This window comes from Stutzerimonas decontaminans (assembly GCF_000661915.1).
Lineage (GTDB): Bacteria > Pseudomonadota > Gammaproteobacteria > Pseudomonadales > Pseudomonadaceae > Stutzerimonas > Stutzerimonas decontaminans.
Genome location: NZ_CP007509.1, coordinates 1,884,760 through 1,906,025, shown reverse-complemented (window position 1 = coordinate 1,906,025; position 21,266 = coordinate 1,884,760). Strand labels below are relative to the sequence as shown.

Below are 21,266 nucleotides of genomic sequence, written 5' to 3'. Positions count from 1 at the left end.
GCCAGCTCCGAGGGAAACGAGCGGCCATTCTACCGGGCTGTGGCGCTTTAGGGAAAAGCGCAGCCTGCTAGCGGCGCCGCACCAGGGTGCCGCCTATCACACCGGTCACGCAGCCTGCGACGAGGCCACCGACATGCGCCGCGTTGGCGATGGCCAGCGCACCGAAACTGAGCACTTCGATGACGCCAGTGAGGCAGATCACCAGCCAAACCAGCATCAGCACCACCACGCCTGGCGGCAGCCGGTAGGCCTCGTTGGGGGCGAGTTTCTGGTACAGCCAGCAATGCCCGAGCAGGCCGTAGAGCACACCCGACAGGCCCCCGAAGATGCCCGGCCCACCGAACAGGTACTGGGCGAAGTTGGATACCAGGCCGAACAGCAGCGTCAGCGCCAGCAGCATCCAGGCGCGCTGAAGGGCCTCGATGCGTCGCCCCAGCTCCCAGAACCACATGCTGTTCATCGCCAGATGCAGAATGCCGAAGTGCACGAAGATCGGCGTGATCAGCCGCCACCATTGTCCGGCAGCGAGTGTCTGCTCCAGCGAGGCGAAGTAGGCGTATTCACCGTCGATACGGAAGTCGACGAAGTTCAGCCAGCGGATCGTCGCGAAGTTCTCGCCAAGCATGGTGATAGCCGCGACAATCAGGGTGATGACCAATACCGCCGCAGTCAGCGGGCTGGCGCGCAGGGCGGCGACGAAACCGCCGCGGCGACGCGGCTGTTCGATGACGACGCTGTCGTCGCCATGGGGATGCCGCGCGTACAGGTCACGAACCTGCTCGACGACCTCGACCGGCACACGCAGCACCTGTTGATCGCCCTCTTCCGAAACCCGGCACGGCACCCGCAGACGGCGCAGCAGGGCGATGAAGCCACTGAGGTCTTCCGACAGCGGCAGGCGCAGCGCTTCACTCACCTCGACACTCATGTTCGGAACACCGCGCAGACATCGACCCAGACGAACTTCGCCGGGTCCAGACGGACTTCCTGATCCAGCCGATAGGCCACCAGTTTGCCGTTCTTCACCGCGCTGTAATCCAGGCAGGCCAGATTGTCGCGCAGCGGCCCCGGCTGGCCACGCCGCCAATAGTGACCGACGAACAGCAGCGGCTCGTCCGGACCGTAGAGGAACAGACGATTCTTCTGTTGCGCAGACAGAGGCATGCGCGCCGCATGGTCCGGCAGGCCGTCGGGCTGGAACACCACGTCACCGTAGGTCTGTGGGTTCTCTTCCCAGAATTTGGTGCGGAAGAAGGTCCGCACGAAGCCTTCCTCACTGGTCAGGGTCATGCCTTCGGGCAGCGGCATATCGGTGCCGCGCAGCAGACGATCCAGCGCCTGGCAGATGAAGGTGCCCGGCAGGCCGGCTTCGCGCAGGATCGCCGGATTGATGCAGGCGTCGTTGAGAAACGGACGCAGCCGTGCGATCACGCTGCTGTCCCAGCAGGCATGCACGGCACGGAAGCGTTCGGATTCCAAGAACAGTGGCAACTCGTAGAACCATTCGCGGAAGGCTTTCCACTCCTCGGGATAGGGTTCGAACTGCTGGAAGGTTTCCTGCAACAGCCGGGCAAAACGAGGCGAATGCTCGCGCACGAATTCCCGGCCGCTGCCCGGCGGTGCCGGCATGTACCAGCCCAGCGCATTGAACTCGTGGTTGCCCATGATGCAATAGGCGTAGCCATGGTCGACCATGTCGTAGACCAGATGCAGCGCTTCACGGATATGTGGCCCGCGATCGATGATGTCGCCGAGGAAGATCGCCTGCCGCCGGGAATGGCGCCAGACACCGCTTTCCAGACGATAGCCGAGGGTGTCCAGCAGACGCGCCAGCGCACGGCCGCAGCCATGCACATCACCGATCAGGTCGTAGCCGCGTTCGGGATCGAGCTGCATCAATCGCCCCCGCCGAGGCGACTGCCCCAGCCCAGCTTGGTCCGGCACACTTCGTAGTAATTGTGATCCAGCGGGTGAATCAGGTGCAGCTTCTGCGGCTTCTTGCGCACCGTCACGGTGTCGCCTGGGGCACAGGTGAAGTGGTTCTGGCCGTCGCAGGAGACCTGCGGATAGATCTGCATGTTCGGCGACACCACGATTTTCAGCTCGCTGTTGCCGTCGACCACGATCGGGCGGCTCGACAGGGTGTGCGGGTACATGGGCACGACGACTATGGCATCCAGCCGCGGATGCATGATCGGCCCGCCTGCGGACAGCGAGTAGGCGGTGGAGCCGGTCGGCGTTGCCACGATCAGGCCGTCGGCCTTCTGGCTGCAGACGAACTGGCCGTCGATATACAGCTCGAATTCGATCATCCGCGTGGATTTGCCGGGGTGCAGCACCACGTCATTAAGCGCGTCGCCCTCGCCGATCGGCTCATCGAAGCGTCGCGCCTGGGCTTCCAGCAAAAAGCGGTTTTCCAGGGTGTACTGCCCGTTGAGCACCTCGGCCACCTTCTCTTCCAGCTCATCCGGGCGGATATCGGTGAGAAAGCCGAGGCTGCCACGGTTGATACCGAGCACCGGCACCCGGTGCTTGGCCATCGCCCGCGCCGCGCCCAGCAGGCTGCCGTCGCCGCCGACGACGATCACCAGGTCGCAGGATTCGCCAAGACGCTGCCGCGACGAGGTTTGCATACCGTGGCCCGGCAGCACCTCGGCGATGTTCTCTTCGAGAATCACATGCAGATGGCGTTCGACGAGGAATCGCTTCAGCCGGCGGATGGTATCCAGCACCTGGGAGCTACCCAGGCGGCCGATGATGCCGATATTGCGGAATTGCTCCATTGAGGTTCCCTGGTGTGGCTGGGCGGATGGTTGCGGGCAGTCGCAACGCTCGAAAAGTACCATGCAGCGCGCCGGCAACGTGACCGATCAGCGATCTGCGCCAGTCTGCATTCCACCAACAGGCGTTAGAGCGCCTGAGTGGCGGCGGTGTTCAGCGGCAGCGGATTATCGGCGAAACGCCAGACCATCAGCAAACCGACGGCTATGCTGCACCCATGAGCCTTTGCAGTCTTGCCGACCTCCCCAGCCGACTTCAGCACCCACAGGTGCGTGATCTCGCCTGGACGATTATCTCTCCACCCTTGCTGAGCGAAGCGCCGCAATGCCAGCGGCATCCGCTGAGCGCAAGCTGCTGGAGCAGCGAAACGGGATTGCTGGCCGACTGGTTGCTTCGCCAGGATGCCGACCCATCCATCCTCGAGGCTTGGCTATCGCTGCACAGCATTCGGCGGTTGGGTCTGTATTACGAGCGTCTCTGGCAGTACGCACTGGCCCAGGCGCCAGACATCCAGCTGCTCGCGGCGAATCTGCCGATCCGCCAGAACGGCAGCACCCTCGGCGAGCTGGATCTGCTGTTCTGCGACGATCAGGGCGTGCATCACCTGGAACTGGCGGTGAAGTTCTATCTAGGCCCCGACCGCGGCGATGGCGGAGCACATACGGATTGGCTCGGACCTGGCAGCCACGACCGTCTCGACCTGAAGCTCGCTCATCTGTGCCAGCATCAACTGCCGCTGAGCAGCCAGCCGGCAACGCTCGCGGTCCTCGCTGAACTCACCGGCCGAGCCGTCCAAAGCAGCTTCTGGCTCGGCGGCTATCTGTTCCAGCCCTGGCCGCGTGGGTGCAGACCGCCGTTTGGTGCCAATCCATACCATCTCCATGGGCAATGGCTGCGCCAGTCCGATTGGCCAAGGTTCAAGGCGGCAAAACCCGACTCGGTATGGCAACCCGTTGCCCGCGCCGCCTGGCTTGCGCCGGCGCGCATCCCGGCACTGGAGTTGTGGGACGCACCGCGCTATGACGACTGGCTGGCAGGCAATCCGGCACAGTCCCGGGCGCAGCTCCTGGCACGGCTGGAAGCGGATGCATCCGGCTTCTGGCTGGAACAGGAGAGAGTCTTTCTGGTTGCCGACGATTGGCCTCGAAACGGCGTAGCAACGCTGGGTACGTCACCAACCTGACACCTTCGCCGGCTAGAATGCCGGGCCGACTCTACCCTGCAGATCGATATCCGACGGCCCCGCATGCCCACCGACCCACAGCATCACTCAGCCCCCTCCCGCCTCGACGCCTGGACGATCTTTCTGGTGTTTCTGCGCCTCGGCCTGACTTCCTTCGGTGGGCCCATCGCCCATCTGGGCTACTTTCGCGAAGAGTTCGTCCAGCGTCGCCGCTGGCTGGACGAGCGCAGCTACGCCGATCTGGTCGCGCTCTGTCAGTTCCTTCCCGGCCCGGCCAGCAGTCAGGTCGGCCTGGCGATCGGCCTGCTGCGCGGCGGTTATCGTGGCTCGCTGGCGGCCTGGGCGGGCTTCACCCTGCCTTCAGCTATCGCTCTGACACTGTTTGCTCTGGGCATCGCCCGTTGGGGCGATGCCCTGCCAGACGGCTTTCTCCAGGGTCTTAAGATCGTCGCCGTGGCGGTGGTCGCGCAGGCAGTCTGGGGCATGGCGCGATCACTGTGCACCGACGGGCCACGGGTGCTCATCGCACTGGCTGCGGCGAGCGCCGTACTGCTGCTGCCTTTTGTCTGGAGTCAGGTTGGCGTAATCGTTGTGGCCGGCCTAGTAGGGCTGCTGATTTTCCGCCCAGCCGCCACGCTGGCGCATCCAACATTGCCAATCACCGTGACGGCGCGCATGGCGATGCTGGCGCTGACATCCTTCTTTGGGCTGCTCGTCCTGCTGCCGCTATTGGCCAGCGGCACGGGCAGCCAGGTCCTGGCCCAGATCGATGCATTCTTCAGAACCGGCGCGCTGGTGTTCGGCGGAGGCCATGTCGTGCTGCCACTGCTGCAAGCGGAGGTGGTGCCGTCAGGCTGGGTAGACAACGATTCCTTCCTCGCGGGTTACGGCGCAGCACAGGCGGTACCAGGGCCGCTGTTCACCTTCGCCGCCTTTCTCGGCGCCTCGATGAATGTCGGCGCGAGCGGCTGGCTGGGCGCAGCGCTGTGTCTGCTGGCAGTGTTCGCGCCCTCCTTCCTGCTGGTGATCGGCGTACTGCCGTTCTGGGAAAAACTGCGCGGCAATCGACGCACTCAAGCGGCGCTGGCGGGCGTGAACGCGGCCGTGGTCGGTCTGCTGCTGGCCGCGCTGTACGACCCGGTCTGGACCAGCGGCATAAAGGCGCCAGAGCATTTCATCCTGGCGTTGCTCGCACTTGCCGGGCTGATGTATTGGAGACTGCCACCGTGGCTGGTGGTGGTCGCTGGAGCCTTTGGCGGCTGGGCGCTCACGCTGGTGGTTTGACCGTTCAGCTTTCCAGCGCGAGCAGCACGGCGCTGGCGACCAGAAAAATGCTGAACAGCAACCGCAGCAAGCGTTCAGGCAGGGCATGCGCGAGGCGGACGCCCAAGCTGATGCTGAGCAATCCGCCGACGGCCAGCGGCAGGCCCAGTAGCCAGTTGACCTGACCATGCAGCGCGTAGGTGACCAGCGTGACCCCGGTGCTCGGCGCTGCCAATGCCAGCGAGAGACCCTGGGCGACCACCTGCGAGGCGCCGAATACGCTGGTCAGAATCGGCGTGGCGATGACCGCACCGCCGACGCCGAACAGGCCACCCGCGGCGCCGGCACCTGCACCGAGCAGGCTCAGCCAGGGCCAGGGATGGCGTAGCTGCCCGTCACCGGGTGCCGGGCGAAGGAACACCCGCAGCAACGTGTATGCAGCCAGCGCCAGAAGAAAGCCGACGAATGCCAAGCGCATGCGCCCGGCATCCAGCGACACGGCCACGGCCGCTCCGAGGATCGCAAAAATAAAGCTGGTAGTGCCGAGCGCAGCTGCGTTGCGCCAGTCGATGCGATTGCGCTGGTGGTAACGCCAGATGGCGAGCAGCACATTGGGCACGACCATTACCAGAGCGGTACCCTGCGCCAATTGCTGGTCCAAGCCGAACAGCACGCCCAGCACCGGAATCGCGATCAACCCGCCGCCAATACCGAACAAGCCGCCCAGCGTGCCCAGCGCCAGTCCGAGCAGTACGTTCAATCCGACATCCAGCAGCATTCCGGCGCTCCATTTTCATAGGGGCGCTCATCGTACGCCGCCACCGCTGGCGCCGGTACGCATAGCCACGCACAATGGCTTTGCGCACCTCGCACAAGCCAGGAATTCAAATGCTGCCCGACGCCCTTTCCGCCCAGCTCAGCCTGTTCATCGACGTGCTTGATGCGGGCAGTTTCTCGGCCGCGGCGCGCCGCCATGGCCTGACACCTTCAGCCGTCGCTCGCCGCATCGACACACTGGAACAGTCCCTCGGCTGTCAGCTGTTCAGCCGCAGCACCCATGCGGTTCGGCCCATGCCTGCCGCGCTGGCATTTGCCGAGCGCGCGCGACGCATCGTTCGGGAATTGCATCTGGCACGCGCAGAAGCGACGTCGCTGGACAACGCGCCGGAGGGCCGTATCCGGATCGACGCGCCCGCGCCGTTCGGTCGTCGCCATCTGGCCCCGGCGCTGGCTGAATTTCTCCAGGCCTATCCAGGAGTCGATATCCAGCTGCGCCTGATCGACAGCTTCGTCGATCTGCACGGCGAACATCTGGGCGAAGTCGACCTGGTGCTACGCATCGGCCCATTGGCCGACACCCGCCTGGTTGCCACGCCGTTGGCGCCGATGGTGCGCATCGTCTGTGCCAGCCCTGCCTACCTGGAGCGCCGCGGGGTGCCGCTACGACCGGAAGAGCTACCCGAACATGACGGACTGGACTGGGATGCGTTGGCGCCGCCGTACGCCTGGCGCTTCGAGCGCGACGGGCGACCGCAGCTGCTGCGTCCGGGTCGACTTCGCATGGTGGCAAATAACGCCGAGGCGCTGCTGGCCGGGGCGCTAGCCGGGCTCGGTATCGCCCACCTACCAACCTGGCTGATCAGCGATCAGCTGCTGCGTGGCGAGTTACTGCCACTGTTCTGCGAAGGTGGTTTACCGCAACCGGAAGCCAGCGGCATCTATGCATTGCGCCTGACCCGAGAGGCCGATTCGCGCAGTCGCCTGCTGCTGGAGTTTCTGAAGAATCGCTTCGGCCCGGTCCCTCCCTGGGACCAGGCACTTCATAGCGGTTTCAAGAAAGAGTGAAGGAAATCAGACGCTCAGGCCTTCGAGCTCCTGGGTGACGCCCCAGCCATCGAGCACACCGCCGAGGGGCTCGACGAGATGCTCGAGATCCTGCTCGAAGTCACCGATGCCGTCGAACGTTGCGTACATCACCTTGCTTACCTGCAGATTCCAGCTTCCGTCCTCACGCGGAAAGACCTGGGTATTGATGGTTTCGCCGCGAAATTTCTGCGCGGCCGTCTGGGCGCGGTCCTGTTCTGGAAATACCGCATAGAACTCGATGGGATGGACTCGGGCGAAATCGAAACCGCCCTCCTTCATCCGGCGCAGAACGGTGCTGCTGACATCCTCGTGGAAGGTGGTGCTCATAAATCAACCTCCTCTCATACCTGGATGAAGTTGCCACGAGCTCAGCGGGAGGTCGGCTCCGTCGTCAAGACATCGGGCAAACGGGAGTCGCAACAGCTAATCGAAGTGAAGCGGTGGACACTGTCCACGGTGACAAGCTAGCAGGCCGTGAAGCTGACTGCGAGAGCTATATGGCGTCACGCCACATCAGCGGCCAATCACGGCCTCCTACTCAAGATAGAGGGCCGGAGCTGATGGCAGTTCAACCAGCATCCGTCGCAGGTTGCTACACCACTGCTCGCGAATCCCCTCGTAATAGGCGTCGCCCTCCGCCACGCGATAGCCGGCGGGCAGTTCGAGACTGTCCTTGCGATAAACCAGCACATCCAGAGGCATACCTACCGAGAGATTGCTGCGGATGGTCGAATCGAAGGAGATCAGCGCACAGCGCAACGCCTGTTCGAGGCCCGTGGCGTGCTTCAGTGCACGATCGAGAATGGGTTTGCCGTATTTGCTTTCACCGATCTGGAAGTAAGGCGTGTCTACCGTCGCGCTGATGAAATTGCCCTGCGGGTACAGGTTATACAGTTCGGGGACGTCACCCTTGATCTGCCCACCCACCAGGAAAGAGCTGCTCATGTCGATTCCCGAATTCATGCTCGGTGACGCATCGTGCTCCACGACTTCGCGCAGCGTATCGCCAACCAGGCGTGCGGCGGCAAACATGCTGGGAACGTTGTTGAGATTGACGCCGTCGGCCGCTAACCGATGGCGCAACAAGCTCACTACCGCTTGCGAGGTAGCCAGATTACCGGCGGTCTGCAGCACGATCAGGCGCTCGCCCGGTATGCCAAAACGGTAAAGCTTGCGGAACGTGGCGATATGATCGACACCGGCGTTGGTCCGCGAGTCGGACACGAACACCAGTCCGTCGGCGAGATTCATGGCGACACAGTAAGTCATTACTCGGACTCTTTTGATTGAGGAACCGACCTCAGGCAGGCGCGGATGGTAACCCAGCCACGCCGTGCCGCAAGGCAACGCCCGGAGAACTACTGCTGCGCCATTTGCATCGGCATCACCTGCACCCGCGCATGCATCGACTCGCAGCCACCGCCCCGGCGCATCCCGCGCACGGGGCAGGCGTCGAGATAATCCAGCCCCACAGCCAGCTTGAGATGGCGATCCGGACGGATCAGTCGGTTCGATACATCGAAGCTGTACCAGAGCCCCTCCACCCATGCCTCGACCCAGGCGTGACTGGCCAGGTGGTCACTGTCATCGGTGAGCAGATAGCCCGATACATAACGCGCCGGTATACCCAGGCTGCGAGCACAGGCGATGAAGGCATGACTGTGGTCCTGGCAGACGCCTGCACGACCCGCAAATGCCTGCGCGGCCGTGCTTTCTACGTGCGTCGCACCCGGCGTGTAAACCATATGATCGGCAAGCGCGTGCATCAGCTGCTCCAGCGAGTCCCGCTCGGGACGGCTGCCGCACTGCTGCCGAGCGAAATCAGCCAAGGCGTCGTCAGCCTGGGTCAGCGGGCTGACCCGCAAAAACGGTAGCGGCGATGCGTCCTCGGTTTCGCATTCACAGGCTTCATCGATTTCCACCTGACCGCGGGCGCGAATGACGATTTCGTCATGGGGTTCGTCGAGGGTCAGTACATGCAGAACGTTGCCGTAGGGATCAAGCTGCGCACGCACCGGGCGCGGCAGCTCGAGCGCCCAGCTGAATACACGCTGGCGCTGGCTCTGCTGCGGTGTCAGGCGCAGGTACTGGATGCTCGCGCGAACCTGATCTTCGTAGCGGTAGCTGGTGTCGTGGCTTATCGATAGCTTCATGCTGCCTCCAGATAGGACGAGTGAATGGCGCTGCCGAGCCGGCCGATATGCTCGATGTAGACGCTGATCCAATCGTGCAGACCGAACTCGACCACCTCGTCGATTGCCGTATAGCGCAACCCCGCTTCGAGTTCGGAAGCCAGACGTTGCGCGGGGCGCCCGTTCTCCCCCGGCAGACTGGCCAGGATCAGTTGCAGCTCCACCAGACAGGCGCGTAATGAGCGCGGCACGTCCGCACGCAACAGCAGCAGCTCGGCGACCTTGGCCGTACGTGGGGACCCACGGTAGATCTCGGCAAACGCCTCGAACGAGGACAGCGCGCGCAGCAGCGCGCTCCACTGGTAATAGGCACGAGCAGAACGGTCATCGAGCAGTTCGCTTTCCTCGCCAAGCAGCTCGTGGCGCGCATCGAGCAGACGCAAGGTGTTGTCCGCGCGCTCGATAAAGGTGCCCAGCCGGATGAAGCGATAGGCATCGCTGCGCATGATGGTGCCCACGGTAGCCCCGCGAAACAGGTGCGAGCGCTCCTTGACCCACTCACAGAACCGGCTGATGCCGTAGCGCCCCAGGCCCTGCTCGGCGATGCCACGCATTTCCAGCCAGGCCGCATTGATGTTCTCCCACATATCCGAGGTGATGCGGCCGCGCACGGCATGGGCGTTGCTGCGAGCCAGGCGCAGGCAGTTGAACAAGCTGACGGGGTTGGCTTCCTCAAGTGCGAAGAAGTGCAGCATCCGCTCGGCATTCAGCTGGCCGTGGCAGCGCAGGTATTCATCCAGGGTGCCGGTGATCAGCAGCGGCATCGCCAGCTCGTCGAGGCCATCGCCGCGTCCGCTTTGCGGCATCAGCGACAGCGAATAGCTCACATCCATCATGCGCGCCATGTTCTCGGCACGCTCCAGATAGCGGGACATCCAGTACAGGTCGGCAGCGGTTCTACTCAGCATTCAGCAATCCTCCACAACCCAGGTGTCCTTGGTTCCGCCGCCTTGCGACGAGTTGACCACCAGCGAGCCCTCACGCAGCGCAACTCGGGTCAGCCCTCCAGGGACCAGACGTGTCTCGCGGCCACTGAGCACGAAGGGTCGAAGGTCGATGTGTCGTGGTGCGATGCCGTTTTCGACGAAGGTTGGACAGGTCGACAGGCTCAGTGTGGGTTGAGCGATGTAGGCTGCCGGATTGGCCTTCAACCGGGCACGAAAGGCTTCGATCTCGCTCACGCTGGCCGCAGGGCCAACCAACATGCCGTACCCGCCGGAGCCTTGGGTTTCCTTGACCACCAACTCCGGCAAGTGGGCCAGAACGTGGGACAGCTCGTCTGGCTTGCGGCACTGCCAGGTCGGCACATTGGCGAGAATCGGCTCCTCGTCCAGATAGAAGCGGATCATGTCCGGGACGAATGGGTAGATCGATTTGTCATCCGCCACGCCGGTACCGATGGCATTGGCCAGCACCAGGTTGCCTGCCCGATAAGCCGAGAGCAGGCCTGGCACACCCAGGGTCGAATCGGGATTGAAGGCCAGCGGATCAAGAAAACCATCGTCGAGTCGGCGGTAGATCACATCCACCTGGCGCGCGCCGGAGGTGGTACGCATGTACAGGTGCTCGTCGCGAACGAACAGATCCGCCCCCTCGACCAGTTCGACACCCATTTCCCGCGCCAGAAAGGCGTGCTCGAAAAAGGCGCTGTTGAACCGACCTGGCGTCATCACCACCACGCAGGGATTATCCATCGGGCTCGAATGCTTGAGCGTTTCCAGCAGCAGATTCGGGTAGTGGTTGATCGGCGCAATGCGCTGTGCGGCGAACAGCTCGGGGAACAACCGCATCATCATCTTGCGGTCTTCGAGCATGTAGCTCACGCCGCTGGGTGTGCGCAGATTGTCTTCGAGTACGTAATAGGTGCCGTCGCCGTCGCGCACCAGATCCACGCCAGCGATGTGCGCGTAGATGTCCCCGTGCAGGTCGAGCCCCTGCATGGCTGGTTGATAGCCCTCGTTGGTGAGCACCTGCTCCGGTGCGATGACGCCTGCCTTGAGGATGCGCTGATCGTGGTAAATATCGGCAAGGAACAGGTTGAGCGCCTGGACCCGCTGGACACACCCGCGCTCGACCATGCGCCATTCGCTCATCGGGATGGAGCGCGGAATGGTATCGAAAGGAATCAGACGCTCTGTGCCCTGCTCATCGCCGTACAGCGTGAAGGTGATGCCAGCCCGGTGGAACAGTAGATCGGCCTCGCGTCGGCGCTGGTCCAACATATCGGCCGGCGTGCTCGACAGCCAGCTGGAAAATGGCTGGTAGTGAGGTCGGCAGCCGCCCTGGGGGTCGAACATTTCGTCGTAGAAAACGCGGTCCATGCAAAGCCCTCGAGCGCATACGTGCCCAGTCACAGTGCAAACCCCGCGCCACGAGAACAATCCCTTTCAAAACAGGAAGTTACGACCTAGTACAAAAAAGCCCGCACCGTTTTCGGGCGGGCCACGTCATCTACTGAGGCATAGCGCCCCGTTTCGAGACGCTCGTCACACTTGACCTCAGTCGTTGCTGGGCTTGGCGATCGCGTGCAACACGTACTGAGGCAGTGCGAAAGCACCGAGATGCACGTGCGGGTTGTAATACCGCGTAACGATGCCGCTGCCGGCGTATCGCTGTAGTAGGGTTTCCAGAGGCAGCTTGCGGCTCTCTGCGCAGCAGGCTCCCCAAGCGAAGGTCATGGCGCCGCCGATGTAGGTCGGCACTGCGGCCTGAAAGAAATGCCAGTCCGCAAACAAGCCATGCAGGCGCTTGGCAGTGGTCTGTACCTCGCCCAGCCGCATGAACGGCGTGCCGTTCTGCGCGACGAAGATGCCGCCTTCGTTCAGGCAGCGGCGACAGGCCTGATAGAAGTCCTCCGAGAACAGCACCTCGCCGGGACCGACGGGATCGCTGGAGTCGGAAATGATGACGTCGAACTTCTCTTCGGTGCTTGCCACGAAGCGCATGCCGTCTTCGATCACCAGCCTCAGGCGCGGGTCATCGAAGGTGCCGGCGGAATGGTTCGGCAGCAATTCCTTGCACACGTCCACCAAGGCGCCGTCGATCTCGACCATGGTGATGCTTTCGATATCGCGGTGGCGTGCCACCTCGCGCAGGATGCCACCGTCACCGCCGCCGATGATCAGCACGCGACGTGCCAGCCCGTGCGCCAGTACCGGCACGTGGGCAAGCATCTCGTGGTAGATGAATTCGTCGGCTTCGGTGGTCTGGATCACTCCGTCGAGGGCCATGACGCGTCCCATGCGGGCGTTCTCGAAGATGACCAGATGCTGGTGCCCGGTACGCACCTCGTGCAGCAGCTTGTCCACCTGGAACCGCTGCCCGTATCCCTCATAGAGGGTTTCCTGGAAGTCGCTCATAGGGGTATCTCCCTTGGCAGGCACCGAGCAGAGCGCTGCGACCCCTGCAAGCTGGCTGGGACAGGCGATCGGATCGCCCACCGGAAAGAGGCGCATTCTACGTTGGCCAAGATGACAGGGGGAATCACAGGGGCTCGAAAGCACACTTCGGGGCGACAAAGCGGCGCACAGACGCTAGGGTCTGGAAATGAGCGAAACCATACTCCTGCCCTACCTCGAACCCTGGGATTGGCAACAGTTCCAGCGTCACTTCGCGCTGCGTCTGCTACCCGGCGTGGAGCGCCTGGACCCAGGTGGCTATGCCCGCACGCTGCGCCTGGGCGATGCCAGCGGCTGGCTTAGCGTGAACGCGGCGGACGACCGGCCCGTTCTCGAGCTCATGCTCAGCGACTCGCTGCGGCGCGCCACCCAGCCGCTGGTCGCCAAGGTGCGCAAGATGTTCGACCTGGACGCCGACCCGCAGGCGATCGCCGCGCATTTCGTCAGCGACCCGGCACTCGGCCCGCTGGTTGCGGCGCAACCCGGCCTGCGTCTGCTGGCGGCCTACGACCCGTTCGAGCAGGCTGTACGCGCGGTGGTCGGCCAGCAAGTTACGGTCAAGGCGGCTGTGACGATTACCCGCCGAATCGTGGAGCGTCTCGGCGAACCATTGCCGCAGGCGCCAGCCGGGCTGGAGATGCTATTTCCCACGGCGCAGGCAATCGCCGATGACCAGTTGGAAAACATCGGCATGCCGGCCAAGCGCGCCCAGGCGTTACGCCGACTGGCCGCTGCAGTGGCCGAGGGTGCGTTGCACCTGCACGTGGAAGATGGCGCCGATACGCTGGTCCGGCGGCTGTGCGAGCTGCCAGGAATCGGGCCATGGACTGCCGAGTACATTGCGCTGCGTGGCTTTGGTGTCGCCGACGCCTTTCCCGCCGCCGATCTGGGCCTGCTCAAGGCGCCGCTGTGGGGGCCGGATGGCATCAGTGCCAAGGCACTGGCAGACCGGGCCGAAGCCTGGCGTCCATGGCGCGCTTATGCAGCGATCCATATCTGGGACGACTACTCCCAAGGGGCCAAAGAGACCAAGGGCGGCTAAGGCGGCGCGAGACGCAACAGCACCCTGGGCGGGCTAGCCAACGGCAGCTCGAGGATCAGTCCCTCGCCGGATTGCGGAAATATCCCGGTCAGCGCGGTGATATTGACCTGATGGGTGACCAGAATCGCCACCTCGGACGGTTGCAACTGACCGACGGCCTCGCGCAGTGCCGCGGTATGCGATTGCTCGCTTACAGGAGAAGCAAAGAACGAATCCAGGGCCGGCAAAGGCTCCACCGGCGCGAGCGCCATGTGCTCGGCGGTTTCGAGCGCGCGACACCAACGGCTGCTGAACAGACGCACTCCGGTCAGGCCCGCTTCGCGCAGTCGGACGCCCCAACGCTGGGCTTCCGCGCGGCCCTGCTCATTCAGATTTCGTTGAGTTTTACAGTCTTCGAGGACAAAGCCCGGCGGATCGCCTAGCCCAGGCGCGAATGCATGGCGCATAACCAGGATGGCCCGCCCTTCACGCAGCGCCTGCCATGCCACCGCGTCGTCAGCCAGTGCGGCTTCCATAAAAAGGATCAGCAGGCCGATCACCAACCCGCTGCACCACATGCGTCAGAGCCGCGCCTTGCCGAACGGCCCCGCCGCTGCCGCCCACATGATCAACCCGACCACAGGCAGCAGCAGGATCACAAATGACCAAACGACTTTGCGACCGATTTCGATACGACTGCGCCAGACATAGGCGATTGCCAGGACGTCCAACACCAGCACCACAATCGCTAGCGGTCCACTCAGGCTTTCCATCAATCGTTACCGATAAGGTCCACGGGCATCGGGCCGATTGCCGCGCGGCCCCATGATCCCCCAGATGATCAGGCCGAGCACTGGCAGCAGAACAATCAGAAGAACCCAGAGCACCTTCTTGCCGCCGGTGCTGTCGCTACGAACAATGCTGATGATCGCCCAGATATCCAGTATCAGAATGAGCAGGCCGAAAATACCGCCGAAGGCGTCTCCCATGGGTACGCTCCTGTTTGGGTGAGTACCTAACTTAGGATGCCAGCACGGCGGCAGGGTTCAGTTCCCTTGGCCAGGGCAGCTCAATAGCGAGCGGGCCGATCTGCGCAGCGCTGACGACGATTTCTGCTCGCCTAGCGCGCCGCCATCACGCCCAGCCCCCAGACCTGCGTACCGCCTGTTGTGTGGCATTGAACCCATCGACTACATCGGAAAGAACAAACACCTCGCACTGTCTCGATCTGCGCAGCTACCGCGGGCTACGGCACGGCAGGCGGTGTACACCGGCAGATGCGCGCGAGCTCAGGGGTCAGCACGTCGAAAACGAAGCTGACCAAGCTGATGGTGCCTTCGATGTCGGTGAGGATCACCTTGACCGGCAGTTCAGTCGTCCAGTCGCGGGAACTGATCGGCGATGCTTTCGCCGGTGTACTCGGCGACCCAGCCTTCGGGGTTTTTGAACAGGCGGATGGCGACGAAGTGCGGCTCCTCGCCTATGTCGAACCAGTGGCGTGTGCCGGCGGGCACTGAGATCAGGTCGTGCTTTTCGCAGAGTACGGCGTAGACCATGTCCTCGATGTGCAGACTGAACAGCGCGCGCCCGGCGACGAAGAAGCGCACCTCGTCTTCAGCGTGTCGATGCTCGTCGAGGAACTTCGCGCGCAGCTCGTCCTTCTGTGGATGGTCGCGGGTCACGCTGATCACATCGACCGTGACGAAGCCGCGCTCGGTCATGAGCTTGTCGATCTGCGGCCGGTAGGCGGCAATCACCTCTTCCTGGCTGGCACCGGCGGCGATCGGCGCGCTGGCCTCCCAGCGCTCCAGCTGCACGCCGACCTCGGAGAGGGTCGCGGCGATGTCTTCGGCGTGGGTCAGCACCTTGAGCGGCTGGTCGGGTCGGGTCTCGTGATAGACGCTGAGGACACTCATGTTCGGCTCTCCGAAAAGTCGTCTGGTCGGTCGCTACCGGCCAGGCAGGAATTTGCTGGGCTGCGGGGCGCGCATTTTTCAGTTCGCCCCGAAACGAAATTGGCGACGCGTGGCAGTCAGGCTCGGTGCTCCTGCAAGCGGAAGGCAATGATAACGGCTGCAGCCAATGCCGCCAGGCTGGCGATGGCGAACGACCAGCCCGGCCCGAGGCCGGACCAGGCATAGCCGGCGTAAAGCGCCCCCAGGGCCCCGCCGATGCCGGACAGACTGGCGTATAGCGCCTGACCCTGGCCCTGCTGGCGGTGGCCGAAACTGCGCTGGACAAAGTGAATCGCGGCGGCGTGGAAGCTACCGAAGGTCGCCGCGTGCATCAGCTGCGCGATCAGCAGCACGGCAAGATGATCGGCAAACTGCCCCAGCAGGACCCAGCGCAGCGCGGCGATCAGGAAGCTGGCCAGCAGCACCAGGCGAAGCGAGAAGCGCGCCAACAGGCGCGCCATCACCAGAAACAGCAGAATTTCGGCCACTACGCCCAGCGCCCACATCAGTCCAATAAAGCTGCGGCTGTAACCGAGCGCCTCCAGGTGGATGCTGAAGAAGGTGTAGTACGGCCCGTGCGCCAACTGCATCAGCGCCACGCAGGCATAGAACGCCAGCACCCCCGGTCGGCGCAGCTGGGCGAGAAAACCACCCTCCCCGGCCACTTCGGCGCGCTGACGCGGATGGGCATTGGGCACCCAGAGGCTGCTCAGCACGATACCCACCATGACCACGGCCACGGCTGTTGGGTAGAGATCAAGACTCAGCCGCTGGAACAGCAGCCCGAGCCCGACCACCGCGAGGATGAAACCAATGCTGCCCCACAACCGGACCTGGCTGTAGCGCTCGGCCTGCTCATGCAGATGGGCCAGGGTGATGACTTCGAACTGCGGCAGGACGGCGTGCCAGAAAAAGGCATGCAACGCCATCACCATCGCCAGCCAGGCAAAGCTCTTGTCGAAGAAGATCAGACCGAAGGACAGCAAGGTGCACAGGGCACCGAGACGGACGATTTCCAGACGTCGCCCGGTGGCATCGCCCAGCCAGCCCCAGAGATTCGGCGCCAGACAGCGCATCAGCATGGGAATGGCGATCAGCTCGCCGATCCGCTCCGGCGAGAAACCCAGATGATCGAAGTACAGCCCGAGAAACGGCGCCGTGGAGCCGAGCAAGGCGAAGTAGAAAAAATAGAAGCCGGACAGGCGCCAGTACGGCAACGGAGCATTCATGCGCGGCAGGCTTCAGGCCGCAAGCGGAGGCATCGAAGCCAACCGCGTGCGGCTCGCAGGGTGCCGATTGCTGGTCAAAGCTGGCCCAGCACCGGCGTCGTTACCTGCACATCGGCGTTCTGTCCGCGATGACGCAGCAGGTGATCGAGCAGCACGATGGCCATCATCGCTTCGGCGATCGGCGTGGCACGAATGCCGACGCAGGGGTCGTGGCGACCCTTGGTGATGACATCCACTGGCGCGCCGCTGACATCGATCGAGTGCCCTGGTGTGGTGATGCTGGACGTCGGCTTGAGCGCCAGATGAGCGACGATCGGCTGACCACTGGAAATGCCGCCAAGAATGCCGCCGGCATTGTTGGAAAGGAAACCCTGCGGCGTCAGCTCATCGCGATGCTCGGTGCCACGCTGGGCGACCGAGGCGAAACCGGCGCCGATCTCAACGCCCTTGACCGCGTTGATGCTCATCAGCGCATGGGCCAGCTCGGCATCCAGGCGGTCGAAGATCGGCTCGCCAAGTCCCGGCGGCACGCCTTCGGCAACCACGGTGATCTTCGCGCCCACCGAATCCTGGTCGCGACGCAGCTGGTCCATGTAGGCCTCAAGCTCCGCCACCTTGTCCGGATCGGGGCTGAAGAAAGCGTTCTGCTCGACGCTATCCCAGGTCTTGAACGGGATCTCGATCGGGCCGAGCTGGCTCATATAGCCGCGAACGACGATACCCAGGGTCGCCAGATACTTCTTGGCAATGGCACCGGCCGCCACGCGCATGGCAGTCTCGCGCGCCGAGCTGCGGCCACCGCCGCGGTAGTCGCGCACACCGTACTTGTGGTGATAGGTGTAGTCGGCATGGGCCGGGCGGAACTGGTCCTTGATCGCCGAGTAGTCCTTGGACTTCTGATCGGTGTTGCGGATCAGCAGGCCGATCGGGCAACCCGTGGTCTTGCCTTCGAACACACCGGAAAGGATTTCCACCTCGTCGGCTTCCTGACGCTGGGTGGTATGCCGGCTGGTACCCGGCTTGCGACGGTCGAGGTCGCGCTGCAGATCTTCCAGCGACAGCTCCAGCCCGGGCGGGCAACCGTCGACGATAGCCACCAGCGCAGGACCATGGCTTTCGCCGGCAGTGGTGACGGTGAACAGCTTGCCGTAGGTATTGCCGGACATGCAGGACGCTCCGCGATCGACCGAAAAACAGGGGCCGGAAGTATACCTGAGGGCGCTGCGGTGTCATCGCCCCTGTTGCCGGCGCATACTGACCTTTGCGCCGATTGCTGCGTCCAACCTGCTCCGTGACCAACGAAGTCCATCCATGCGTGCCCTGCTGATACTGCTGCTACTAACCATGCCCTCTCTCTCGCAGGCGCAGACCCTGCTCAATCAGACCCTGAATCTGGACACCGGCAACGGCGTACTGCAGGGCAGCCTGCTGTTGCCCAAGAGTGAACAACCGGTGCCAGTGGCACTGCTGATCGCAGGCTCCGGGCCGACCGACCGCAACGGCAACAACCCGGCCGGGCACAACGACAGCCTCAAACGCCTCGCCCAGGGCCTGGCGCGACAAGGCGTGGCCAGCCTGCGCTATGACAAGCGCGGCGTCGGCGCCAGCCTGGCAGCCGCACCGAACGAGCGCGACCTCAGCGTCGACGCCTACGTCAGCGACGCGTTGGCCTGGAGCACGAGGCTCAAGGGCGACCCCCGCTTCAGCGAGCTGATCCTCGTCGGCCACAGCGAGGGCGCACTGATCGCCAGTCTCGCCGCGCCGAAGTCGGGAGCCGCCGCGCTGATCAGCATCGCCGGCAGCGGCAGGCCGATCGACGAAGTGCTGCGTGCGCAGTTGCAGGGTCGCCTGCCGCCCGCGCTGCTCGCCACCAGCCAATTCCTGATTGACGAACTCAAGGCCGGACGCGCCCACGCCGAAGTGCCCGAACCACTGCAGGTGCTGTTCCGACCCAGCGTGCAGCCTTATCTGATCTCGTTGTTCGCCTACGACCCGGCCGCGGCCTTCGCGGCGGTGGATGTTCCGGCGTTGATTCTTCAGGGGCGCCATGACATCCAGGTTGGCGTCGAAGACGCTGAAGCGCTGCAGCGAGCGAAGCCTGACGCCAGACTGGCACTGATCGACGGCATGAACCATGTGCTGCGCATCGTGCCGGCGAGTGCCGCGCAGCTGGCTTCTTACGACGACCCGAATCTGCCGCTCGCACGCGGCGTGCTCGAGCACATCCAGCACTTTTTGCGAGCTAATGGCATCCTGCCAGCCTCCAGTTAGGCGCTGCGCAGCCGATAGCCCCGTGACGATGGCACGATATCACTCCGGAACGAGCCGCCGCGCAGGCCAGGAACGCGCAGATGACTGACACCGAAACCGCCCAGAGCACCGACAACACACAGCCGGCACCGCCAAAGCATCCGTGGGCGGAGCTTAAGCCTGACCGTTTCCGCTTGCTGCGCCTGGCCCCGCTGCCAACCGAGCGCGACGGCGGCGCGCGCCCGCTGTGCTTCGTCGAGCTTGCCCAGCTGGAACGGCATACACCTGAGCAGAGCCTGCTACGAATGTTCATCAACATTCCCGGCCAGGTGCGCTCGCGCAAGAACAACGTGCTGGAGGTCTGGGCCGATCACCGCAGCAAGGAGCTGCGCTTCGGGCCGGACTCGGGTTTGCGGCTGGAACCGGCCAATCGCGGACTCGGCCGTTTTTTGCTGGCGCAAGGCGCCGCGTGGGCACAGCGACGCTGGGGCCATTATCTGGTCGAGGGCGGATCGCTGCCCAAGGACGTAGCGAGTGACGATCAGCGCCTGCGCCGTGACCACTGCCTGCGCACCCAGGGTTTCGATATCGACTTCCCCAAGGATCAGGCGGCCAAGGCGACCTACGGCGCGCCGCGGGTCAGCGCGCTGCGCCCCGACTGGAACGGCGAGAAGGTACAGGTCGTTGAACTGCAGGATGCCGCGGCGATGCTGGAGCAGGCCGACCGCAACCTGCAGGCGCAGGAAAACCAGATTCGTGAACTGCAGGAGCGAATCGCCCGCTTCCGCCGTGAAGACGGTGCGCTGCGATTCACCATCGTTTGCCTGATCGCGCTGGCGCTGTTCCAGGCCGGACTGCTGATCTGGATGGCGACGCGCTAAGGCGCGACTCTTACCACCAGTGTTCTACCTGTACGCCGAAGTTCGAACCGTGCTGCGCATTGCCGAACGCACCGGTGTCGGACAACGCAGAGCCCTCAGCCATCAGGTTGGCGGCACGCTGCGCGGCATCGTTCCAGCTGGCGTAGGTGTAATACAGACGGAACTCGGGCCGCGCCCAGAAGCCAGGACCGGCGGGTGACCAGGTCGGCGCGACGGTGAACTTGCTCAGCTTGCGCGTGCCGTCGGTGGCATCGATCTGGTCATGCCCTACTTCGGCGACGAGTTTGAACTGCTCGCTGAACGCATAGACCGGGCGCGCACCCACCGACCACCAGTCCTGATCGCCGCCGTCAGCACGCTTGTCCTTCTGGTAGACCACCTGGAACTGGCCGCCGAAGCGCGGCGTCAACTGCCAGTCGAAATACTCCACCACGCGCCAGCTCTTGGCGCTTTCGTCCAGGGTCACGTCGCCGGTATAGCCGAGGCCGGTGCCGGGCCCTTCGCCATATTGCAACGCCAGGGTGTTCTTGCCACCGAGAAAGTCGGACTGCACGTGCTGCACCGTCAGCGCCCAACCACTATTGGCGTCGTCTCGACTGGGTTTGTCGATGTAGCTGAGGCCAAATTCCAGCTCCCCGCCCGGGTTGCTGTCGAAGCCGCCAACGTTGAAGTCGTGGCGATTGACGTAGTCCTTCTGGAATACGCTGTCCTTGCGCGAGAAGGCGTAGCTGTACTTCAGCCCGCCAATCTCCATGTCCTCGACACCGGCGCCGGTGGCGCTCTGGTTCCAGTAGTAGAAATCGGAGATATGGATGTCGTTACGCTTGTAGAAGCGGCGACCAGCCCAGAAAGAACCGTTGTTCAGCGCCGGCACCTTGCTCCACTCGGCATAGGCCTGCACCATCCGCGCCCAGCCATGATCACCGGTGAACTTCGGGGTATGGTTGTACTGGTTGTACAGCGCCGCCATGCCCTCCACGCTCAGCACCGAACCATCGGCAAAGGTGTAGAGGTCGTGACGAAGGTCCAGCTCGCCGTACTGCTCACATTCGTTACCGAGGCGGTACTTGGTCGGTGCGCCGGGCAGTTGGAAGCACGATTGCGAGTCGCTGTTGACCGATTCACCGACGCCGCTACGCATGTAGCCGGTGAATTCCAGGGCATGGCCGCTCAATGGCAGGGCCATCGCGGCAACGGCAGTCGCTACGCCCAGGGCTGTCAGGTTTTTTTTCATATCCACTCCGCTT

The 21,266-nt window shown here is 63.7% G+C and carries 23 protein-coding genes and 1 pseudogene; 6 read left to right on the top strand and 18 right to left on the bottom strand.

Going from position 1 to position 21,266, the window contains the following annotated elements:
• Positions 1-67: 67 nt before the first annotated feature.
• The 3 genes from UIB01_RS08980 to UIB01_RS08970 are packed head-to-tail and all read right to left on the bottom strand — an operon-like array spanning position 68 to position 2,783.
• Positions 68-928, bottom strand: coding sequence for a rhomboid family intramembrane serine protease (locus UIB01_RS08980; RefSeq protein ID WP_038659143.1), 861 nt, complete (start codon positions 926-928; stop codon positions 68-70).
• Positions 925-1,896: a metallophosphoesterase gene (locus UIB01_RS08975; RefSeq protein WP_038659141.1), complete on the bottom strand. Its 972-nt coding sequence runs from the start codon at positions 1,894-1,896 to the stop codon at positions 925-927. The genes UIB01_RS08980 and UIB01_RS08975 overlap by 4 nt, the downstream gene beginning before the upstream one ends.
• Positions 1,896-2,783, bottom strand: coding sequence for an NAD(+) kinase (locus UIB01_RS08970; protein ID WP_003280695.1), 888 nt, complete (start codon positions 2,781-2,783; stop codon positions 1,896-1,898). The genes UIB01_RS08975 and UIB01_RS08970 overlap by 1 nt, the downstream gene beginning before the upstream one ends.
• 215 nt (positions 2,784-2,998) lie before the next feature.
• Here UIB01_RS08970 and UIB01_RS08965 point away from each other — a divergent pair, with 215 nt between their 5' ends.
• Positions 2,999-3,964 (top strand): DUF1853 family protein, encoded by a 966-nt coding sequence (locus UIB01_RS08965; RefSeq protein WP_038659138.1) that lies wholly within the window; start codon positions 2,999-3,001, stop codon positions 3,962-3,964.
• A gap of 63 nt (positions 3,965-4,027) precedes the next feature.
• A complete protein-coding gene (gene chrA, locus UIB01_RS08960) occupies positions 4,028-5,248 on the top strand; it encodes a chromate efflux transporter (RefSeq protein WP_038659133.1) in 1,221 nt (406 codons plus the stop codon).
• A gap of 4 nt (positions 5,249-5,252) precedes the next feature.
• On the opposite strand, the gene UIB01_RS08955 is transcribed toward chrA, so the two are convergent.
• A complete protein-coding gene (locus UIB01_RS08955) occupies positions 5,253-6,005 on the bottom strand; it encodes a sulfite exporter TauE/SafE family protein (RefSeq protein WP_038659131.1) in 753 nt (250 codons plus the stop codon).
• Between the two features lie 110 nt (positions 6,006-6,115).
• On the opposite strand from UIB01_RS08955, the gene UIB01_RS08950 reads away from it, so the two are divergent.
• Entirely contained in the window at positions 6,116-7,072 is a 957-nt protein-coding gene (locus UIB01_RS08950) for a LysR family transcriptional regulator (protein ID WP_038659128.1), read from the top strand.
• A gap of 6 nt (positions 7,073-7,078) precedes the next feature.
• Here UIB01_RS08950 and UIB01_RS08945 read toward each other — a convergent pair whose 3' ends face one another.
• From UIB01_RS08945 to speE, 6 genes are all read right to left on the bottom strand, one after another.
• The gene (locus UIB01_RS08945) at positions 7,079-7,420 is read right to left on the bottom strand and encodes a ribonuclease E inhibitor RraB (RefSeq protein ID WP_038659125.1); all 342 of its coding nucleotides are present in this window, start codon (positions 7,418-7,420) and stop codon (positions 7,079-7,081) included.
• Between the two features lie 207 nt (positions 7,421-7,627).
• Complete coding sequence (locus tag UIB01_RS08940) at positions 7,628-8,362, bottom strand: proteasome-type protease (protein ID WP_038659122.1); 735 nt, start codon at positions 8,360-8,362, stop codon at positions 7,628-7,630.
• Positions 8,363-8,451: 89 nt separating this feature from the next.
• Positions 8,452-9,246, bottom strand: a complete 795-nt coding sequence (locus tag UIB01_RS08935; RefSeq protein WP_038659119.1) for a transglutaminase family protein — start codon at positions 9,244-9,246, stop codon at positions 8,452-8,454.
• Positions 9,243-10,193 (bottom strand): alpha-E domain-containing protein, encoded by a 951-nt coding sequence (locus UIB01_RS08930; protein ID WP_038659117.1) that lies wholly within the window; start codon positions 10,191-10,193, stop codon positions 9,243-9,245. The genes UIB01_RS08935 and UIB01_RS08930 overlap by 4 nt, the downstream gene beginning before the upstream one ends.
• On the bottom strand, positions 10,194-11,606 hold the full coding sequence (locus UIB01_RS08925; protein ID WP_038659114.1) for a circularly permuted type 2 ATP-grasp protein: 1,413 nt from the start codon (positions 11,604-11,606) through the stop codon (positions 10,194-10,196).
• A 177-nt stretch (positions 11,607-11,783) separates the two neighbouring features.
• Positions 11,784-12,644: a polyamine aminopropyltransferase gene (speE, locus tag UIB01_RS08920; RefSeq protein ID WP_038659111.1), complete on the bottom strand. Its 861-nt coding sequence runs from the start codon at positions 12,642-12,644 to the stop codon at positions 11,784-11,786.
• Between the two features lie 187 nt (positions 12,645-12,831).
• Between speE and UIB01_RS08915 the strand changes: the two genes are divergently transcribed.
• Positions 12,832-13,725: a DNA-3-methyladenine glycosylase family protein gene (locus UIB01_RS08915; RefSeq protein WP_038659108.1), complete on the top strand. Its 894-nt coding sequence runs from the start codon at positions 12,832-12,834 to the stop codon at positions 13,723-13,725.
• Here UIB01_RS08915 and UIB01_RS08910 read toward each other — a convergent pair.
• The 7 genes and pseudogenes from UIB01_RS08910 to aroC all read right to left on the bottom strand — a co-directional run bounded on the left by UIB01_RS08910 (position 13,722) and on the right by aroC (position 18,054).
• Entirely contained in the window at positions 13,722-14,282 is a 561-nt protein-coding gene (locus UIB01_RS08910) for a histidine phosphatase family protein (protein WP_038659105.1), read from the bottom strand. The genes UIB01_RS08915 and UIB01_RS08910 overlap by 4 nt on opposite strands.
• Before the next feature lie 3 nt (positions 14,283-14,285).
• A complete protein-coding gene (locus UIB01_RS08905; protein WP_038659102.1) occupies positions 14,286-14,477 on the bottom strand; it encodes a PLDc N-terminal domain-containing protein in 192 nt (63 codons plus the stop codon).
• A gap of 6 nt (positions 14,478-14,483) precedes the next feature.
• Entirely contained in the window at positions 14,484-14,693 is a 210-nt protein-coding gene (locus tag UIB01_RS08900) for a PLDc N-terminal domain-containing protein (protein ID WP_023445151.1), read from the bottom strand.
• A 290-nt stretch (positions 14,694-14,983) separates the two neighbouring features.
• A pseudogene (locus UIB01_RS23410) lies at positions 14,984-15,073 on the bottom strand (acireductone synthase); the annotation flags it as partial.
• 1 nt (position 15,074) lies between these two features.
• A complete protein-coding gene (locus UIB01_RS08895) occupies positions 15,075-15,620 on the bottom strand; it encodes a 1,2-dihydroxy-3-keto-5-methylthiopentene dioxygenase (RefSeq protein ID WP_038659098.1) in 546 nt (181 codons plus the stop codon).
• A 116-nt stretch (positions 15,621-15,736) separates the two neighbouring features.
• Positions 15,737-16,888 carry an MFS transporter gene (locus UIB01_RS08890; protein ID WP_038659095.1) on the bottom strand — a complete coding sequence of 384 codons (1,152 nt, stop codon included), beginning with the start codon at positions 16,886-16,888 and terminating at the stop codon, positions 15,737-15,739.
• A 74-nt stretch (positions 16,889-16,962) separates the two neighbouring features.
• The gene (gene aroC / locus UIB01_RS08885) at positions 16,963-18,054 is read right to left on the bottom strand and encodes a chorismate synthase (protein ID WP_038659091.1); all 1,092 of its coding nucleotides are present in this window, start codon (positions 18,052-18,054) and stop codon (positions 16,963-16,965) included.
• A gap of 145 nt (positions 18,055-18,199) precedes the next feature.
• Here aroC and UIB01_RS08880 point away from each other — a divergent pair, with 145 nt between their 5' ends.
• Together UIB01_RS08880 and UIB01_RS08875 are read left to right on the top strand one after the other, a co-directional pair.
• Positions 18,200-19,159, top strand: a complete 960-nt coding sequence (locus UIB01_RS08880; protein ID WP_038659088.1) for an alpha/beta hydrolase — start codon at positions 18,200-18,202, stop codon at positions 19,157-19,159.
• Between the two features lie 80 nt (positions 19,160-19,239).
• Positions 19,240-20,019, top strand: a complete 780-nt coding sequence (locus tag UIB01_RS08875) for a hypothetical protein (protein WP_038659085.1) — start codon at positions 19,240-19,242, stop codon at positions 20,017-20,019.
• Between the two features lie 10 nt (positions 20,020-20,029).
• Here the strand turns inward: UIB01_RS08875 and UIB01_RS08870 are convergent, their stop codons facing one another.
• Positions 20,030-21,253 (bottom strand): maltoporin, encoded by a 1,224-nt coding sequence (locus UIB01_RS08870; protein WP_038659082.1) that lies wholly within the window; start codon positions 21,251-21,253, stop codon positions 20,030-20,032.
• Positions 21,254-21,266: the final 13 nt, after the last annotated feature.

Coding starts and splice junctions, on each gene's coding strand:
- UIB01_RS08980 (WP_038659143.1), bottom strand. CDS start 928: ATGAGTGTCGAGGTGAGTGAAGCGCTGCGCCTGCCGCTGTCGGAAGAC.
- UIB01_RS08975 (WP_038659141.1), bottom strand. CDS start 1,896: ATGCAGCTCGATCCCGAACGCGGCTACGACCTGATCGGTGATGTGCAT.
- UIB01_RS08970 (WP_003280695.1), bottom strand. CDS start 2,783: ATGGAGCAATTCCGCAATATCGGCATCATCGGCCGCCTGGGTAGCTCC.
- UIB01_RS08965 (WP_038659138.1), top strand. CDS start 2,999: ATGAGCCTTTGCAGTCTTGCCGACCTCCCCAGCCGACTTCAGCACCCA.
- chrA (WP_038659133.1), top strand. CDS start 4,028: ATGCCCACCGACCCACAGCATCACTCAGCCCCCTCCCGCCTCGACGCC.
- UIB01_RS08955 (WP_038659131.1), bottom strand. CDS start 6,005: ATGCTGCTGGATGTCGGATTGAACGTACTGCTCGGACTGGCGCTGGGC.
- UIB01_RS08950 (WP_038659128.1), top strand. CDS start 6,116: ATGCTGCCCGACGCCCTTTCCGCCCAGCTCAGCCTGTTCATCGACGTG.
- UIB01_RS08945 (WP_038659125.1), bottom strand. CDS start 7,420: ATGAGCACCACCTTCCACGAGGATGTCAGCAGCACCGTTCTGCGCCGG.
- UIB01_RS08940 (WP_038659122.1), bottom strand. CDS start 8,362: ATGACTTACTGTGTCGCCATGAATCTCGCCGACGGACTGGTGTTCGTG.
- UIB01_RS08935 (WP_038659119.1), bottom strand. CDS start 9,246: ATGAAGCTATCGATAAGCCACGACACCAGCTACCGCTACGAAGATCAG.
- UIB01_RS08930 (WP_038659117.1), bottom strand. CDS start 10,193: ATGCTGAGTAGAACCGCTGCCGACCTGTACTGGATGTCCCGCTATCTG.
- UIB01_RS08925 (WP_038659114.1), bottom strand. CDS start 11,606: ATGGACCGCGTTTTCTACGACGAAATGTTCGACCCCCAGGGCGGCTGC.
- speE (WP_038659111.1), bottom strand. CDS start 12,644: ATGAGCGACTTCCAGGAAACCCTCTATGAGGGATACGGGCAGCGGTTC.
- UIB01_RS08915 (WP_038659108.1), top strand. CDS start 12,832: ATGAGCGAAACCATACTCCTGCCCTACCTCGAACCCTGGGATTGGCAA.
- UIB01_RS08910 (WP_038659105.1), bottom strand. CDS start 14,282: ATGTGGTGCAGCGGGTTGGTGATCGGCCTGCTGATCCTTTTTATGGAA.
- UIB01_RS08905 (WP_038659102.1), bottom strand. CDS start 14,477: ATGGAAAGCCTGAGTGGACCGCTAGCGATTGTGGTGCTGGTGTTGGAC.
- UIB01_RS08900 (WP_023445151.1), bottom strand. CDS start 14,693: ATGGGAGACGCCTTCGGCGGTATTTTCGGCCTGCTCATTCTGATACTG.
- UIB01_RS08895 (WP_038659098.1), bottom strand. CDS start 15,620: ATGAGTGTCCTCAGCGTCTATCACGAGACCCGACCCGACCAGCCGCTC.
- UIB01_RS08890 (WP_038659095.1), bottom strand. CDS start 16,888: ATGAATGCTCCGTTGCCGTACTGGCGCCTGTCCGGCTTCTATTTTTTC.
- aroC (WP_038659091.1), bottom strand. CDS start 18,054: ATGTCCGGCAATACCTACGGCAAGCTGTTCACCGTCACCACTGCCGGC.
- UIB01_RS08880 (WP_038659088.1), top strand. CDS start 18,200: ATGCGTGCCCTGCTGATACTGCTGCTACTAACCATGCCCTCTCTCTCG.
- UIB01_RS08875 (WP_038659085.1), top strand. CDS start 19,240: ATGACTGACACCGAAACCGCCCAGAGCACCGACAACACACAGCCGGCA.
- UIB01_RS08870 (WP_038659082.1), bottom strand. CDS start 21,253: ATGAAAAAAAACCTGACAGCCCTGGGCGTAGCGACTGCCGTTGCCGCG.